This window comes from Streptomyces xylophagus, assembly GCF_000716435.1.
GTDB classification, from domain to species: domain Bacteria; phylum Actinomycetota; class Actinomycetes; order Streptomycetales; family Streptomycetaceae; genus Streptomyces; species Streptomyces xylophagus.
The window spans coordinates 113,766-127,907 of record NZ_JNWO01000012.1; the positions used below are offsets into that span (position 1 = coordinate 113,766).

Here is a 14,142-nt window from a genome sequence, read left to right on the forward strand (position 1 = left end):
CGTCTACATAGGGAGATGGCCAAGAGATGGCCTCAGTGAACGGCGAAACGGAGACCGTGGTGCGCAGGCTCCGGGACGGGATGGTGGCCGGCGTGCTCTCCTTCCCGCTCACCTCCTTCCACGACGACGGCTCCCTGGACCCCGACGGCTTCCGCACCCATGTCACGGCCCAGATCGCCACCGCCCCCGGCGCGATCTTCCCCGCCTGCGGCACCGGCGAGTTCTTCTCGCTCGACGAGGACGAGTACCGGCAGGTCGTCACCATCGCCGTCCAGGAGGCGGCGGGCCGCGTCCCCGTCGTCGCCGGTGTCGGCTACGGCTGGGCACAGGCCACCCGCTTCGCGCATATCGCGGAGGAGGCCGGCGCCGACGCGCTCCTCGTCCTGCCGCACTACCTCGTCGCCGCCCCGCAGGACGGCCTGGTGGCCCAGCTGGAGCAGCTCGCCGCCCGCACCCGGCTCCCGCTCATCGCCTACCAGCGTGGCCAAGTCGCCTACACGGCAAGCTCGTTGAGGCGGATCGCTGACATCCCCGGCGTCATCGGCCTCAAGGACGGGCACAGCGACCTCGACCGCCTGCAACGCCTCACGCTCGCCGCCCCCGAGGGCTTCCTCTTCTTCAACGGCGCCTCCACCGCCGAGATCCAGGCCCGCGCCTACGCCACCGTCGGCGTCCCCGCCTACTCCTCCGCCGTGCACGCCTTCGCCCCCGAGATCGCGAACGCCTTCTTCGGCGCCCTGCGTGACGGGGACGAGAAGACCGTCGAGAAACTGCTGCGCGACTTCTACGTCCCGTTCGTCGAACTCCGCGACCGGGTACCGGGATACGCCGTGTCGCTGGTCAAGGCGGCGGCCCGGCTGCGCGGGCGCCCGGTGGGACCGGTACGCGCCCCGCTCACCGACCCCTCGGCCGCCGACCTGGCCGACCTCACCACCCTGCTCGCCACCGGACTCGACCTCGTAGGAGCCGTTCTGTGAACCTCACCATCGTCGACGTCCGCCTGACCCCGATCCTGGTCGCCGACCCGCCGTTGCTGAACACCCAGGGCGTCCATCAGCCCTACACCCCCCGCCTGATCGTCGAGATCGAGACGGCCGACGGGATCACCGGACTCGGCGAGACCTACGGCGACACCAAGTACCTGGAACTGGCCCGGCCGTACGCAGAGAAACTGATCGGCCGTCAAGTCAGTGACCTCAACGGCCTGTTCACCGTCGCCGACGAGGTCACGGTCGACAGCTCGCGGACCTCCTCGCAGGTCGACGTGGGCGGACTGCGCGGAGTCCAGACCGCCGACAAGCTGCGCCTGTCCGTCGTCTCCGCCTTCGAGGTCGCCTGCCTCGACGCCCTCGGCAAGGCGCTCGGACTGCCCGTGCACGCCCTGCTCGGCGGCAAGGTGCGGGACGCCGTGGAGTACAGCGCCTACCTGTTCTACAAGTGGGCCGACCACCCCGAGGGCGTGGCGAGCGAGAAGGACGACTGGGGCGCCGCGATCGACCCGGCCGGAGTCGTGGAGCAGGCACGGAAGTTCAAGGAGCGGTACGGCTTCACCTCCTTCAAGCTCAAGGGCGGGGTCTTCCCGCCCGACGAAGAGATCGCCGCCGTACGGGCGTTGGCGGCGGCCTTCCCCGACCACCCCCTCCGGCTCGACCCCAACGGCGCCTGGTCCGTGGAGACTTCGCTGAAGGTGGCGAAGGAGCTGGGGGACGTCCTCGAATACCTGGAGGACCCGGCGCTGGGCACTCCTGCCATGGCCGAGGTGTCCGCCGGGACCGACGTGCCGCTCGCCACCAACATGTGCGTGACGACGTTCGCCGAGATCGAGGAAGCCTTCACGAAGGACGCCGTGCAGGTCGTGCTCTCCGACCACCACTATTGGGGCGGACTGCGCAACACCCAGCAACTGGCCGCGATCTGCCGCACGTTCGGCGTCGGCATCTCCATGCACTCCAACACCCACCTGGGCATCAGCCTCGCCGCGATGACCCACGTCGCGTCGACCGTCCCCAACCTCCACCACGCCTGCGACTCCCACTACCCCTGGCAGTCCGAGGACGTCCTCACCGAGCGCCTCACCTTCACCGACGCCAAGGTCACCGTCTCCGACGCCCCCGGCCTCGGCGTCCAACTCGACCGCGCCAAGCTGGAGTTCCTGCACCAGCGGTGGCTCGACGACGACGGTTCGCTGCGCGAGCGGGACGACGCGGCGGCGATGCGGATCACCGACCCGGAGTGGGTCACGCCGTCGATGCCGCGCTGGTAGCGACCGGGTGACCGGATCCGGACGCGCCCGGTGCGGACATGTTGGGGGGTGCCCGCGCGCACCGTACGGCCCGGACCTGCGGTGGTCCGACACCGGTGCGACGGGCGGGCCCGGAGCGGGAGCCGCCCTCACGCGTGCGGGGTGGTGCACACTGGCCTGATCCGCATCACGTCAGGGAGCGCACCGTGACCGCGTCCACCACGCCCACCGGAAAGGGACCGTCGTCCAACGGGGAACAGACGTCCTGTCCGGCTCCCGTTGACCCCCTGTCCGCACTGCGCGCGCCGGACGACCCGCCCTGGGACGTGTACCTCACCGGCACCGTCTTCCTCGACATCATCTTCACCGGCCTCGAATCCGCCCCCGTGCGCGGCACCGAGTCCTGGGCGCGAGGGATGGGGTCGAGCCCCGGCGGTGTGGCCAACATGGCGACCGCGCTGGCCCGCCTCGGCCTGCGCACCTCGCTCGCCGCTGCCTTCGGCGACGACCACTACGGCGAGTACTGCTGGGACGCGCTGGAACAGGGCGAGGGCATCGACCTCTCCACCTCCCGCTCGGTGCCCGGCTGGCACTCCCCGGTCACCGTGTCGATGGCCTACGAGGGCGAACGCACGATGGTCTCCCACGGCCACGAGCCGCCCCCGGAGGCCGTGTTCGGCCAGGTGGGCGCCCCGGACTGCCCACCACGCGCGCGTGCCGCCGTCGCCTCCCTCACCCCCGGCAAACAGGCACCCTGGGTCGCCCGGGCCGCGAGCGAGGGCACCCGGATCTTCGCCGACGTCGGCTGGGACGACACCGGCGCCTGGGACCTCGCGGGGCTCGCCGACCTCGCGCACTGCGAGGCGTTCCTGCCGAACGCCGAGGAAGCCATGCGCTACACCGGCGCCGACTGCCCCCGCGCCGCCGCCCACGCCCTCACCGAACACGTACCCCTTGCAGTCGTCACCCTCGGCGCGGACGGCGCCTACGCCGTGGACCGGCGTACCGGTGAGTCCGCCTCGGTCCCCGCGATCGCCGTCGAGGCCCTCGACCCCACCGGCGCCGGCGACGTCTTCGTGGCCGGCTTCGTCACCGGCACCCTGGCCGGCTGGCCGCTCGCCGACCGCCTCGCCTTCGCCGGTCTCACCGCCGCCCTCTCCGTCCAGGAGTTCGGCGGCTCGCTCTCCGCGCCGGGCTGGTCCGAGATCGGCGCCTGGTGGCGCAAGGTGCAGTCGGTCGAGGGCCAGGACCCCACGGCCCTGAGCCGGTACGCGTTCCTGGCGGGACTCGTCCCGGAGGAACAGGGCGACGGCAGCCCCTGGCCGCTGCGCCGGGCGGTACCGACGATCGGGTTCGGCAGGTCGACGTAGGAGGATGCGGGGCGGCGGCGGTTCGGCCACCGCAGGGCGGAACGTTCCTGCTCAATCGCATGCCCCCGCTTCAGCAGGCCCCCGCCCGCTCCACCACCCCGGCGACCTCTTCCCGTACCGCCTCGAAGACCGCCTCGGGCAGCGTGCCCAGCGGGGTGAGCGCCAGCGTGCCGAGGATCCGGGCGGCATCCGCGTCGTAGGGGACGCTCTCGCTGAGCACGTCGTAGCCGTCACGGACGGCGACACGCAGCGTGAGCGGGTCCGCCCCCGCTCCCGCCCTCGTCACGGCGACCGCGACCACGAACGGAACCTCTCCCCGCAGCACACCGTTCAGCTTGCGATATCCAGTGGCCACCGGCTCGCGCCAGCGCAGGCTGAGCAGCACCGGCCGCTTCGCCAGCAGCTCGGGGAGGTCGGTCTCGACGGGACCGTCCGACTCCAGGACCACCGCACGGGCGTCCAGCACCAGTGCGGCCGGCAGCAGACAGCGCAGGGTGCTGCCGACGATGTTCCCGCCGACCGTCGCGGTCCGGCGCACCGCACCGGTCCCCACCCCGGCAGCCGCCCGCCGCAGCACCTCCGGCACCCGCTCGTCGATCTCGTGCAGCAGTACGGCCGCGCCCAGCGTCCCGTCCCCGATCACCCTCGCCTCGGGCACCTCGCGCAGCGACACCGCCTGCTCGGGGAACCCGTCCCGTTGCCAGCCGGCCCACACAAGCGTCGCCCCACCGACGGGTACCGCCCCCTCGGCCAGGCACTCCCGCGCTTCGGTCACGGACGTGGGCAGACGCACGAACACAGCGGCCGACCTGCTTTCCCTGCATGGCTTACTTGACGGACGTAGCGCATTGTCCGTACATGCGAGGGGGCGCGAACAGGGCTCACGGCGTCACCCTGTGCACCCTCCCTGCGCCGGGCATGCCCCGTATTTCGTGGCCCGACGGTCACCGAAAAGCCCTACGGCGTTGTCAGTGGCCCGGCGTACCCTGGGAATCACCAGGCCGCCCTTGTGGCGGGCGAGTCATATCGAGGAGGACGAGCAAGGCCTACAGAGCCGGCCCATGACTCAGACACCCACAGCTCACACCCCCGCGCAGGGACAGGCGAGAGCAGAGTTCACCGTCCCCGCCCAGCACGCCATGGTGACCCTCCTGGGATCCGGCGACGCTCTCCTGCGGGTGATCGAGAAGGCCTTCCCGGCGGCCGACATCCACGTCCGGGGCAATGAGATCAGCGCGGCCGGCGACGCCCGCGAAGTGGCCCTCGTCCAGCGCCTGTTCGACGAGATGATGCTGGTGCTCCGCTCGGGGCAGCCGATGACGGAGGACGCAGTGGAACGCTCGATCGCCATGCTCAGGGCGAGCGAGAACGGGGATGGCCCTGAGGAGACACCGGCCGAGGTGCTCACCCAGAACATCCTGTCCTCGCGAGGCCGCACGATCCGCCCCAAGACCCTCAACCAGAAGCGGTACGTCGACGCGATCGACAAGAACACGATCGTCTTCGGCATCGGCCCCGCCGGCACCGGCAAGACCTACCTCGCCATGGCCAAGGCGGTCCAGGCCCTCCAGGCCAAGCAGGTCAGCAGGATCATCCTGACCCGCCCGGCGGTGGAGGCGGGGGAGCGGCTGGGATTCCTCCCGGGCACTCTCTACGAGAAGATCGACCCGTACCTGCGCCCGCTGTACGACGCCCTGCACGACATGCTCGACCCGGAGTCGATCCCGAAGCTGATGGCGGCGGGGACGATCGAGGTGGCGCCGCTGGCATACATGCGTGGCCGCACCCTGAATGACGCCTTCATCATCCTGGACGAGGCCCAGAACACGAGCCCCGAGCAGATGAAGATGTTCCTCACCCGGCTCGGTTTCGAGTCGAAGATCGTGATCACCGGTGACGTGACGCAGGTGGACCTGCCGAGCGGCACGAAGTCGGGGCTCCGGCAGGTGCAGGACATCCTGGAGGGGCTCGACGACGTGCACTTCTCCCGCCTGTCGTCGGCGGACGTCGTACGGCACAAGCTGGTCGGCCGTATCGTCGACGCGTACGAGAAGTACGACAGCGAGAACGGTACGGAGAACGGCACCCACAAGGGTGCCCGTGACAAGCGGAAGTAGATCAGCACGACCATGTCGATCGACGTCAACAACGAGTCCGGAACCGAGGTCGACGAGCAGGCGATCCTCGACATCGCCCGCTACGCGCTCGCGCGGATGCGCATCCACCCGCTCTCCGAGCTCTCGGTGATCGTCGTGGACGAGGACGCCATGGAGCAGCTCCACATCCAGTGGATGGACCTGCCCGGGCCGACCGATGTCATGTCCTTCCCGATGGACGAGCTGCGTCCGCCGAGCAAGGACGACGAGGAGCCTCCGCAGGGGCTGCTCGGTGACATCGTGCTGTGCCCGGAGGTCGCCGCGAAGCAGGGGGCCGAGGCCGAGACGCAGCACACCATGGACGAGGAGCTCCAACTCCTCACCGTCCACGGTGTGTTGCACCTGCTGGGGTACGACCACGAGGAGCCCGACGAGAAGGCCGAGATGTTCGGTCTGCAGGCCGCCATCGTGGACGGCTGGCGCGCGGAGAAGGGCCACACCGGCCCGTCCCCGGCTCCGACGGTCTCCTAGGGCACGGGTAAGGCACAGGTAGTACGCCTCATGAGTCCTCAGATCGTCGTCGGGGCCATCGCCCTTGTCGTTGTCGCCTGGCTCGCCGCCTGCGCGGAGGCGGGCCTCGCGCGCGTCTCCAGCTTCCGCGCCGAGGAGGCCGTACGGTCCGGTCGGCGCGGCAGTGCCAAGCTCGCGCAGGTCGCCGCCGACCCCACCCGCTATCTCAATGTCGCCCTGCTCGTCAGGGTGGCCTGCGAGATGGCCGCCGCCGCGCTGGTCACCTACGAGTGTCTGCAGGTGATCCACGGCACCGCGCCCGCGCTCCTCGCCGCGATCGGCGTCATGGTCCTCGTGTCGTACGTCGCGGTGGGGGTCTCGCCGCGCACGATCGGCCGCCAGCATCCGCTGAACACGGCCACGGCGGCGGCGTACGTCCTGCTGCCGCTCGCGCGGATCATGGGCCCGATCCCGTATCTGCTGATCCTCATCGGCAACGCGCTCACCCCCGGCAAGGGCTTCCGGCGCGGTCCGTTCGCGTCCGAGGCCGAGCTACGGGCGCTGGTGGACCTCGCGGAGAAGGAGTCGCTGATCGAGGACGAGGAGCGCCGGATGGTGCACTCGGTCTTCGAACTCGGCGACACCCTCGTGCGTGAAGTCATGGTCCCCCGTACGGACTTGGTGGTCATCGAGCGGTACAAGACGATCCGTCAGGCCCTCACGCTCGCGCTCCGCTCCGGCTTCTCGCGCATCCCGGTGACCGGGGAGAGCGAGGACGACATCGTCGGGATCGTGTATCTGAAGGACCTGGTCCGCAAGACGCACATCAGCCGGGACGCCGAGTCCGAGCTGGTCTCGACGGCCATGCGGCCCGCCAGCTTCGTGCCGGACACCAAGAACGCCGGTGATCTGCTGCGCGAGATGCAGCAGGAGCGCAATCACGTCGCCGTCGTCATCGACGAGTACGGCGGCACGGCCGGCATCGTCACCATCGAGGACATCCTCGAGGAGATCGTCGGCGAGATCACCGACGAGTACGACCGCGAACTGCCTCCGGTCGAGGAGCTGGGCGACGACCGTTACCGGGTCACCGCCCGCCTGGACATCGGCGACCTGGGGGAGCTGTACGGCTTCGAGGCGTACGACGACGAGGACGTGGAGACGGTGGGCGGGCTGCTCGCGAAGGCGCTGGGCCGCGTCCCGATCGCCGGTGCCTCCTCCGTCGTAGAGCTGCCGGACGGCCGCGAACTACGACTCACGGCGGAGGCCTCGGCCGGGCGCCGGAACAAGATCGTGACGGTACTGGTCGAGCCGGTGGGTCCGGCCGACCCGTCCGAGGAGGAGACGAAGCCGGAGTGAGCCCCGAGCAACTGCGCGCGTTCTGCCTGTCGTTCAACGCGGCGGTGGAGGACTTCCCCTTCACTCCCGAGACGTCCGTCTTCAAGGTGCTCGGCAAGCTTTTCGCCCTGACCCGCCTGGACGCCCACCCCCTCACGGTCAACCTCAAGTGCGACCCGGAGGACGGGATCCGACTCCGGGAGGAGTACGAGGGGTTGATCATCCCCGGGTACCACATGAACAAGCGGCACTGGAACACGGTGCGGGTGGACGGCGGCCTTCCGGATCGCGTTCTCCGGGAGCTGATCGAGGACTCGTACGACCTGGTGGTGGCGGGGTTGCCGCGGGCGGAGCGGCTGCGGCTCGACCGGCCGTAAATCCGGGTGAGCGGTGGCTGAAGGCGTGTCAGAATCCGGCACATGGCTGCTGCTGTGCGATATCCGCGTCCGCTGCGTCCCGGTGACCGGGTCGGGGTCACGTCCCCCTCCAGCGGGGTCGCCGACGTCCTGCGCAAGCGACTCGACGTGGCGGTCCGGGACGTCGAGGCGCGCGGGTACGAGGTCGTCGTCGGCCGGTGCATGGACGGCGCGGGTCATGTCAGCGCCCCAGCCGCCGAGCGGGCCGCCGAACTGACCGAGATGCTGACCGACCCGACGATCCGGGCTGTGGTTCCGCCGTGGGGCGGGGAGACCGGGATCGACGTGCTGCCCCTGCTCGACTTCGAGCGGATCGGGCGGGCCGAACCGACCTGGCTGGTCGGCTACTCGGACATGTCGACCCTGTTGACACCTCTGACCCTGCTCACCGGAACCGCGACCGTGCACGGCAACTGCCTTATGGAGACGCCCTATCGGGCGCCCGAGGGGCTGCTGTCCTGGCTCGACATCGTCGCCGCGCCGCAGGGCGAGCCGTTCACGCAGACCCCGCCGAACCGCCACCGCAGCCCCGGCCGGGACGACTACGTGGGGCATCCGGACGTCCGGGATCTCACCCTGGACGCCCCGGGGCGCTGGACCCGCCTCGACGGCGACGGTGACGTCGATATCCAGGGCCGGCTGATCGGCGGCTGCATCGAGACGCTGGTCAACATCGCCGGGACGCCGTACCTGGACGTCACCTCCTTCGCGCGGAGCGCGGCCCCCGAGGGGCTGCTCGTGTATGTCGAGGCGTGCGAGGACAACGCGTTCACCATCTGCCGGAACCTGCACGGCATGCGGCTGGCCGGGTTCTTCGACGCGGCGAACGCCGTGCTCGTCGGCCGCACCCACGCGCCCGACGCCCCCACACTCACCCAGCACGAGGCCGTCATGGACGCGCTCGGCCCACTGGGCGTACCGGTCATCGCCGACGTCGAGTGCGGTCACGTCGCGCCGTATCTGCCGCTCGTGAACGGAGCGCGCGGCCGGGTCGTCCACACGGCCGCACGCTCCGAGATCGTCCAGACCCTGGACTGACGTCTCATACGGTGGCGGGGTCGGCGGCGGCCGGGTCGGCCTTCCGGTTCCTGCCGAGGCCTACGGCGACCAGTAACGCCGCCCCCACCACGATCGCCGCGTCGATGCCCACCACCGTGTGGACCCCCGACATCAGGTCGCCGGAGGTGGTGGCGAGGACGCCCAGCAGTGGGATGCCGATGGTGATGCCGATCTGCTGGGTGGAGGTGACCAGGCCCGTCGCCAGGCCCTGTTCGTCGTCGGGGACGCCCGAGGTGACCGTCAGGCCGTAGGAGATGATCGCGCCCAGGTGGCACATGCTTGCCAGGGAGACGGCGGCCGTGGCGACCCAGACCGACCAGGGGTGCGTGTTCAGGGTGAGGAGGGTGGCGGTGAAGGCCGCCTGGCCGGTGAGCGAGGCGATCAGGGTGCGGCGGGCGCCGATGCGGCCGATGACCTTCGGGGCGTAGACGCCGGCGACCGCCGAGAGGATGCCCTGGACGCCGAAGACCAGGCCGGTCTCGAAGGACGACAGGTGCAGGGTCTCCTGGAGGTACAGGGTCAGGACGAAGACCACCGTCGACATCATCGAGAAGGTGACCAGACCGCCCAGGTTGCCCCACGCCACCATGCGGCGGCGCAGCATGGGGAGGGAGATCAGGGGGTGGGGCGTGCGTGACTCGACGTACGTGAAGGTGGCGAGGAGCAGGACGCCCGCGATCAGGGTCGTGATCACGTCGGGGCGGGCGAAGCCGTGGTCGGCTGCCGTCGACAGGGCGTAGATCAGGGCCAGCAGGCCGCCGGTGACCGTGATCGCGCCGGGGATGTCGAGGCGCGGGCGGTCGGGAGTGCGCGACTCGGGGAGCAGGGTGGGGGCCAGCGGGAGGACCAGTACCGCGAACAGGGTGAGCAGGGCCATCGTCGAGCGCCAGCCGAACGCGTCGGTCAGGACGCCGCCGGCCACCATGCCGACCGTGAAGCCGAGCGAGAGCAGGGTGCCGGAGATGCCGAGCGCGCGGTCGCGGGCCGGGCCCTCGGGGAAGGTGGTGGTGAGGAGGCTCATGCCGGTGGGGACGATGGTCGCCGCGCCCAGGCCCTGGAGCGCCCTGCCCGTCAGGAAGGACGCCGGGTCCCAGGCGAACGTGGCCAGCAGCGAGGCCGCGCCGAACAGGGCCAGACCGGTGAGGAACAGTCGGCGGCGGCCGTAGAGGTCGCCGATGCGGCCGAACAGGAGCAGGAAGCCGCCGGACGGCAGCGCGAACGCGGTGACCGCCCACTGGAGGGCGGAGCGGCTCATGCCGAGGTCGTCGCCGAGGGTGGGCAGTGCCACATTCAGGACGGAGAAGTCGAGGGCGACCATGAACTGGGCCGCGCAGAGGACGAAGAGGACGAGTTTGTCGCGCGTCGACAGCTTGGGGGTGCGGAGTTGATCGTGAGGTTCGTGGGTGGGAGTCGTGGTGTTGGTCGCCATGCGTCGAGCTTCCGGCCGTCGGAATAGCCGTGGGGAGCCGGAAGTTGTGCTGGTGGTGGCACCACCAGGCAGCACGAGGGGGATGTGTACGTGGCTGAGGATGCCCTGAAGAGCCGTCGGCTGAGCGAACTGCGCGAGTTCCTGATGAGCCGTCGCGCCCGCGTCTCTCCGACCGAGGCGGGGCTGCCGGACGGTGGGGCGCGGCGCCGTACGCCCGGGCTACGGCGGGAAGAGGTCGCCGTGCTCGCGGGCGTGGGCGCCTCCTGGTACCAGTGGCTGGAGCAGGGGCGGGACATCTCGGTGTCGCCGCAGGTCCTCGACTCCGTCGCGCGGGTGCTGCGGCTCAGCAACGCCGAGCGCCGGCATCTGTACGCGTTGGCCGGGCTGAACCCGCCCGCGCCCGAGCCTGCGGCGGACCACGGCTGTGAGGGCATACGGCGGCTGATCGACGCGTGGATGCCGTTCCCGGCGCACATCATGGACCGCTACTACAACTGCCTGATGTACAACGACGCGGCGGGCTGGGTGCTGGGCATGCGGCCCGAGAACACACAGAACTGTCTCGTCGACTTCTTCACAGATCCGCTCTACCGGGCCCGTTCGCAGAGCTGGGAGCGGAATGCGCGGACCGTCGTCGCGCAGTTCCGGGCGATGTGCGCGGACCGGCCCGACGACGAGGGGCTGCAGGCTGTGCTGGCCGAACTGACCGCCGTGAGCCCGGAGTTCACGGAGTTGTGGGAGCGGCGGGACATCCAGGACGCGGGGGTCGTCCGCAAGGAGCTGGACCATCCGCTGGTCGGTCTGCTGTGTGTCGAGTCGACGGCTTTGCGGGTGCCGGCGCGGCCGGATCTCACGATCGTGCTGCACACGCCGTTGGACGAGGCGAACACGGTGGCGAAGCTGGAGTGGCTGGCCTCGCCGGAGGGGCGGCGCGGGGCGATGTACCCCGTGGCCGGATAGCGCCGGTGCTTCTTCGTATGCTCTGTCCATGACCGACAGCAGCGCGCTTGACCCCGAGGACCGCAAGATCGTCACCCTGGCCCGTTCCGCGCGGGCCCGCAACGCTGTGCCGGAGGGCGCGGCCGTGCGGGATGAGACGGGGCGTACGTATGTCGCCGGGACCGTTGCCCTTTCGTCGCTGAAGCTGAGCGCTTTGCAGACGGCGGTGGCTATGGCGGTGGCGTCGGGGGCGAAGTCTTTGGAGGCGGCGGCGGTCGTTACGGAGGCGGAGTCTGCGTCGGCGGAGGATCTGGCGGCTGTACGGGATCTGGGTGGGCCGGAGACGCCTGTGCACGTGGCTTCGCCGGACGGGGTTGTGCGGCTGACTGTCGCTGCCGGCTGAGGTGGTGCTGGGGGCTCCGCCCCCAGACCCCCGATCGGCCCTGAAGGGGCCTCGTCCTCAAACGCCGGACGGGCTGGATGGTGCCGACCGGTGTTTGAAAAGTCCCCGTGTCCGGAAGTCGTCCGTCCGATTTTCGCCCTTGCTCTCCCCCGTCTCCCGCGCATCAATGGAACCGTAAGTTCCGACGGACCGTCAGATTCTCGCTCCCGTGGCGCACCGCACCGCGTTCGTGAGGGGTCTCTGAGGTGTTTCTCCCGTCCATCCCCACATGGCATTCCCAGACACGGGAAGGGAAGCAGACCCATGAAAGGCAAGCTGAGAAGCAAGCGAATCGGAACGGGTGCGGCACTGGTGACGGGGGTCCTCGCGGCCGCCTCGCTGGCGTTCGCGCCCAGCGCTCTCGCCGTCACTCCCCAGACGGCGACGATCACCGCGAGCTGCGGCATCTTCGGCGGCGGCGCGGCCACCATCACGGCCACGCAGGACGGTACGGCGGCGACGGTCACCGTCAACTCGTCCATCACCGCTCCGCTGGCCCTGGCGCAGGACTCCATCGCCTCCACCTTCACGTTCGTGAACGCGAGCGGTGGCACGACCGTCTTCAGCGGGACGGTGAACCCGGCCATGGCGACCGGCGACGCCGTCACCGTCGGTCCGCTGAGCGGCACCGTGGCCTCCGGTGACAGTCTGGAGGCGTACGGCGGGTCGCTGCAGATGACCATCTTCGGCATCGCCGTGACGTGCACGGCCACCGGACCGCAGTCACCGGGTCCGTTCGTGTTCGACTGAGAATTCCCCCCACGGTCTCAACTGGGCCGTCAGTTCCCGCTGTTGGGCGAGAACTGACGGCCCATCAGTTTCTTTCGGCCTGTGCATTGACTTCTCGCGCTATCCCCACATCAATGCCCCCTGTGGGCGCAGACGAGCCGCTGCGCCCATCGTCCTCAGGAGGGGGCACAGCCATGGCTACGACATCCCGAAGACGCCGTTGGGCGTCATTGCTCGGGGTGACCGCGCTCGCGGTCGCCACGGGCGGCGCGCTGGCCTGTCCGGCCGGTGCGTCCACGAACGTGGACTTCGCCACGCACTGCATCCCGCCGGCGATCGCGGGCATCCCGCCGATCGACGGCACCACGACCGCCGCGATCACGGTGGACAACACCGCGCCGAAGGTCGGCGACACCGTCACCGTGACGTACACGGTGGTCAAGCCGGCCGCCAGCAACCCGACCGCGATCGCCCTGCCGGCCGACATCATGACGCCCACCGGGAAGGTCACCCTCGGCGGTGCCCAGACCGGCAGCCTCACGGTGGCCGGTCCCAAGAAGAACGACCCGGTGCCGGGCAACGGCGCCTTCCCGTCGTTCTCCATGACCGGCACCTTCACGGTCACCACCCCGGGCGCGATCACCCTCTCGCCCGGCGACTACAACATCCACACCAGCTACATCCTGGAGCTGGACACCCCCTGCACGGTGACGAACCCGCCGGCGCCGGTCTCCGAGACCGTCACCGCGACCGCCACCGTTCCGGTCAACACCCGTGCCATCAGCCTGGGTTCGGCCTCCGGGAACGCCGGTGACAGCGTCACTGTCACAGGTAGCAACTTCACTCCGGGGGCCACCGTGACCCTGGCCGGGCGGTCCGGTACCGCCCAGACTGCGGACACGGCCACCGTCACGGCCAGTGCGAGTGGTGCCATCAGCGGTTCGCTCGTCGTCAACGACAAGACGACCACCGGGATCGTGGCTTACGAGGGCAGTGCGTGGAGTGATGACCTGGGTGCCGGTCCTGCCGCCTATGTCGTCAACGACACCACGCCCGTTCCGCCGGGGAGTCAGAAACTGACGACGACCGTCAAGGCGGGCACGCTGTCGATGTCGCAGGCCGGGGACGCTGTCGGTCTCTCCGCCGTCGACTTCGGCAAGGGCGGTGCCTCCACGGGCGCCCTGAACACGGTGACGGTCCAGGACTTCCGCGGCGGACCCGCGGGTTGGTCCCTGACCGGCAAGGTCACCGACTTCACCGGTCCCGGCGCCAAGATCGATGCCGGGGCGCTGAGTTGGACACCCGCCTGCGCCACCAAGGCGGGCAGCCCGAGCACCTGCGTCGCCGGTTCGGCGGGCACGGTGGGCAGTTCGGGAGCGACGCTCGCGTCCACACCCGACGGCACGCTCACCGGCGGCGAGTTCACCGCCGACGCCGGACTCTCCCTGAACGTACCGGCGTTCACGCCTCCGGGCTCGTACTCCGGCGTTCTGACGCTCACGCTCACCTGACCGTCACGACTCACCTCCGGTGGCCGGGCGACCGTACCCGCCCGACCACCACACACCTCGT

Annotated in this window: 14 protein-coding genes; 12 read left to right on the forward strand and 2 right to left on the reverse strand. The window is 70.2% G+C overall.

Going from position 1 to position 14,142, the window contains the following annotated elements; genetic code table 11:
* Positions 1–26 precede the first annotated feature (26 nt).
* The 3 genes from OO70_RS26555 (at position 27) to OO70_RS26565 (ending at position 3,612) form a co-directional block, all read left to right on the forward strand.
* Entirely contained in the window at positions 27–977 is a 951-nt protein-coding gene (locus OO70_RS26555; RefSeq protein ID WP_043676499.1) for a 5-dehydro-4-deoxyglucarate dehydratase, read from the forward strand.
* Positions 974–2,263: a glucarate dehydratase family protein gene (locus tag OO70_RS26560; protein ID WP_043676501.1), complete on the forward strand. Its 1,290-nt coding sequence runs from the start codon at positions 974–976 to the stop codon at positions 2,261–2,263. Before OO70_RS26555 ends, OO70_RS26560 begins: the two co-directional genes overlap by 4 nt.
* Positions 2,264–2,448: 185 nt before the next feature.
* Entirely contained in the window at positions 2,449–3,612 is a 1,164-nt protein-coding gene (locus OO70_RS26565) for a carbohydrate kinase family protein (RefSeq protein ID WP_043676503.1), read from the forward strand.
* A 70-nt stretch (positions 3,613–3,682) separates the two neighbouring features.
* Here the strand turns inward: OO70_RS26565 and OO70_RS26570 are convergent, their stop codons facing one another.
* Positions 3,683–4,411, reverse strand: coding sequence for an FAD binding domain-containing protein (locus OO70_RS26570; protein WP_043676505.1), 729 nt, complete (start codon positions 4,409–4,411; stop codon positions 3,683–3,685).
* Positions 4,412–4,673: 262 nt separating this feature from the next.
* On the opposite strand from OO70_RS26570, the gene OO70_RS26575 reads away from it, so the two are divergent.
* Genes OO70_RS26575 through OO70_RS26595 form a run of 5 tightly spaced genes read left to right on the forward strand, consistent with a single transcriptional unit; the run spans position 4,674 to position 9,010 of the window.
* Complete coding sequence (locus tag OO70_RS26575) at positions 4,674–5,729, forward strand: PhoH family protein (protein WP_078651560.1); 1,056 nt, start codon at positions 4,674–4,676, stop codon at positions 5,727–5,729.
* A gap of 12 nt (positions 5,730–5,741) precedes the next feature.
* Entirely contained in the window at positions 5,742–6,239 is a 498-nt protein-coding gene (gene ybeY / locus OO70_RS26580; protein WP_043676510.1) for an rRNA maturation RNase YbeY, read from the forward strand.
* Positions 6,240–6,269: 30 nt separating this feature from the next.
* Positions 6,270–7,577, forward strand: coding sequence for a hemolysin family protein (locus OO70_RS26585; RefSeq protein ID WP_043676512.1), 1,308 nt, complete (start codon positions 6,270–6,272; stop codon positions 7,575–7,577).
* Positions 7,574–7,933, forward strand: a complete 360-nt coding sequence (locus OO70_RS26590) for an MmcQ/YjbR family DNA-binding protein (RefSeq protein WP_043676514.1) — start codon at positions 7,574–7,576, stop codon at positions 7,931–7,933. Before OO70_RS26585 ends, OO70_RS26590 begins: the two co-directional genes overlap by 4 nt.
* A 42-nt stretch (positions 7,934–7,975) precedes the next feature.
* Positions 7,976–9,010 (forward strand): S66 family peptidase, encoded by a 1,035-nt coding sequence (locus OO70_RS26595; RefSeq protein WP_043676516.1) that lies wholly within the window; start codon positions 7,976–7,978, stop codon positions 9,008–9,010.
* Between the two features lie 4 nt (positions 9,011–9,014).
* On the opposite strand, the gene OO70_RS26600 is transcribed toward OO70_RS26595, so the two are convergent.
* The gene (locus OO70_RS26600; RefSeq protein ID WP_043676518.1) at positions 9,015–10,460 is read right to left on the reverse strand and encodes an MFS transporter; all 1,446 of its coding nucleotides are present in this window, start codon (positions 10,458–10,460) and stop codon (positions 9,015–9,017) included.
* Positions 10,461–10,604: 144 nt separating this feature from the next.
* Here OO70_RS26600 and OO70_RS26605 point away from each other — a divergent pair, with 144 nt between their 5' ends.
* The 4 genes from OO70_RS26605 to OO70_RS26620 all read left to right on the forward strand — a co-directional run bounded on the left by OO70_RS26605 (position 10,605) and on the right by OO70_RS26620 (position 14,081).
* Positions 10,605–11,420, forward strand: a complete 816-nt coding sequence (locus OO70_RS26605) for a helix-turn-helix transcriptional regulator (RefSeq protein WP_234336928.1) — start codon at positions 10,605–10,607, stop codon at positions 11,418–11,420.
* Between the two features lie 28 nt (positions 11,421–11,448).
* Positions 11,449–11,802 (forward strand): cytidine deaminase, encoded by a 354-nt coding sequence (locus OO70_RS26610; protein ID WP_043676521.1) that lies wholly within the window; start codon positions 11,449–11,451, stop codon positions 11,800–11,802.
* 303 nt (positions 11,803–12,105) lie between these two features.
* Entirely contained in the window at positions 12,106–12,591 is a 486-nt protein-coding gene (locus OO70_RS26615; protein ID WP_078651561.1) for a hypothetical protein, read from the forward strand.
* 173 nt (positions 12,592–12,764) lie between these two features.
* A complete protein-coding gene (locus tag OO70_RS26620) occupies positions 12,765–14,081 on the forward strand; it encodes a WxL domain-containing protein (RefSeq protein WP_199827408.1) in 1,317 nt (438 codons plus the stop codon).
* The last annotated feature ends 61 nt before the right edge of the window (positions 14,082–14,142 follow it).

Bases quoted from the DNA above. Each gene is read 5' to 3' on its own strand.
- ybeY (WP_043676510.1), top strand. From the start codon at position 5,742: ATGTCGATCGACGTCAACAACGAGTCCGGAACCGAGGTCGACGAGCAG.
- OO70_RS26595 (WP_043676516.1), top strand. From the start codon at position 7,976: ATGGCTGCTGCTGTGCGATATCCGCGTCCGCTGCGTCCCGGTGACCGG.
- OO70_RS26575 (WP_078651560.1), top strand. From the start codon at position 4,674: ATGACTCAGACACCCACAGCTCACACCCCCGCGCAGGGACAGGCGAGA.
- OO70_RS26585 (WP_043676512.1), top strand. From the start codon at position 6,270: ATGAGTCCTCAGATCGTCGTCGGGGCCATCGCCCTTGTCGTTGTCGCC.
- OO70_RS26620 (WP_199827408.1), top strand. From the start codon at position 12,765: ATGGCTACGACATCCCGAAGACGCCGTTGGGCGTCATTGCTCGGGGTG.
- OO70_RS26605 (WP_234336928.1), top strand. From the start codon at position 10,605: ATGAGCCGTCGCGCCCGCGTCTCTCCGACCGAGGCGGGGCTGCCGGAC.
- OO70_RS26555 (WP_043676499.1), top strand. From the start codon at position 27: ATGGCCTCAGTGAACGGCGAAACGGAGACCGTGGTGCGCAGGCTCCGG.
- OO70_RS26600 (WP_043676518.1), bottom strand. From the start codon at position 10,460: ATGGCGACCAACACCACGACTCCCACCCACGAACCTCACGATCAACTC.
- OO70_RS26615 (WP_078651561.1), top strand. From the start codon at position 12,106: ATGAAAGGCAAGCTGAGAAGCAAGCGAATCGGAACGGGTGCGGCACTG.
- OO70_RS26610 (WP_043676521.1), top strand. From the start codon at position 11,449: ATGACCGACAGCAGCGCGCTTGACCCCGAGGACCGCAAGATCGTCACC.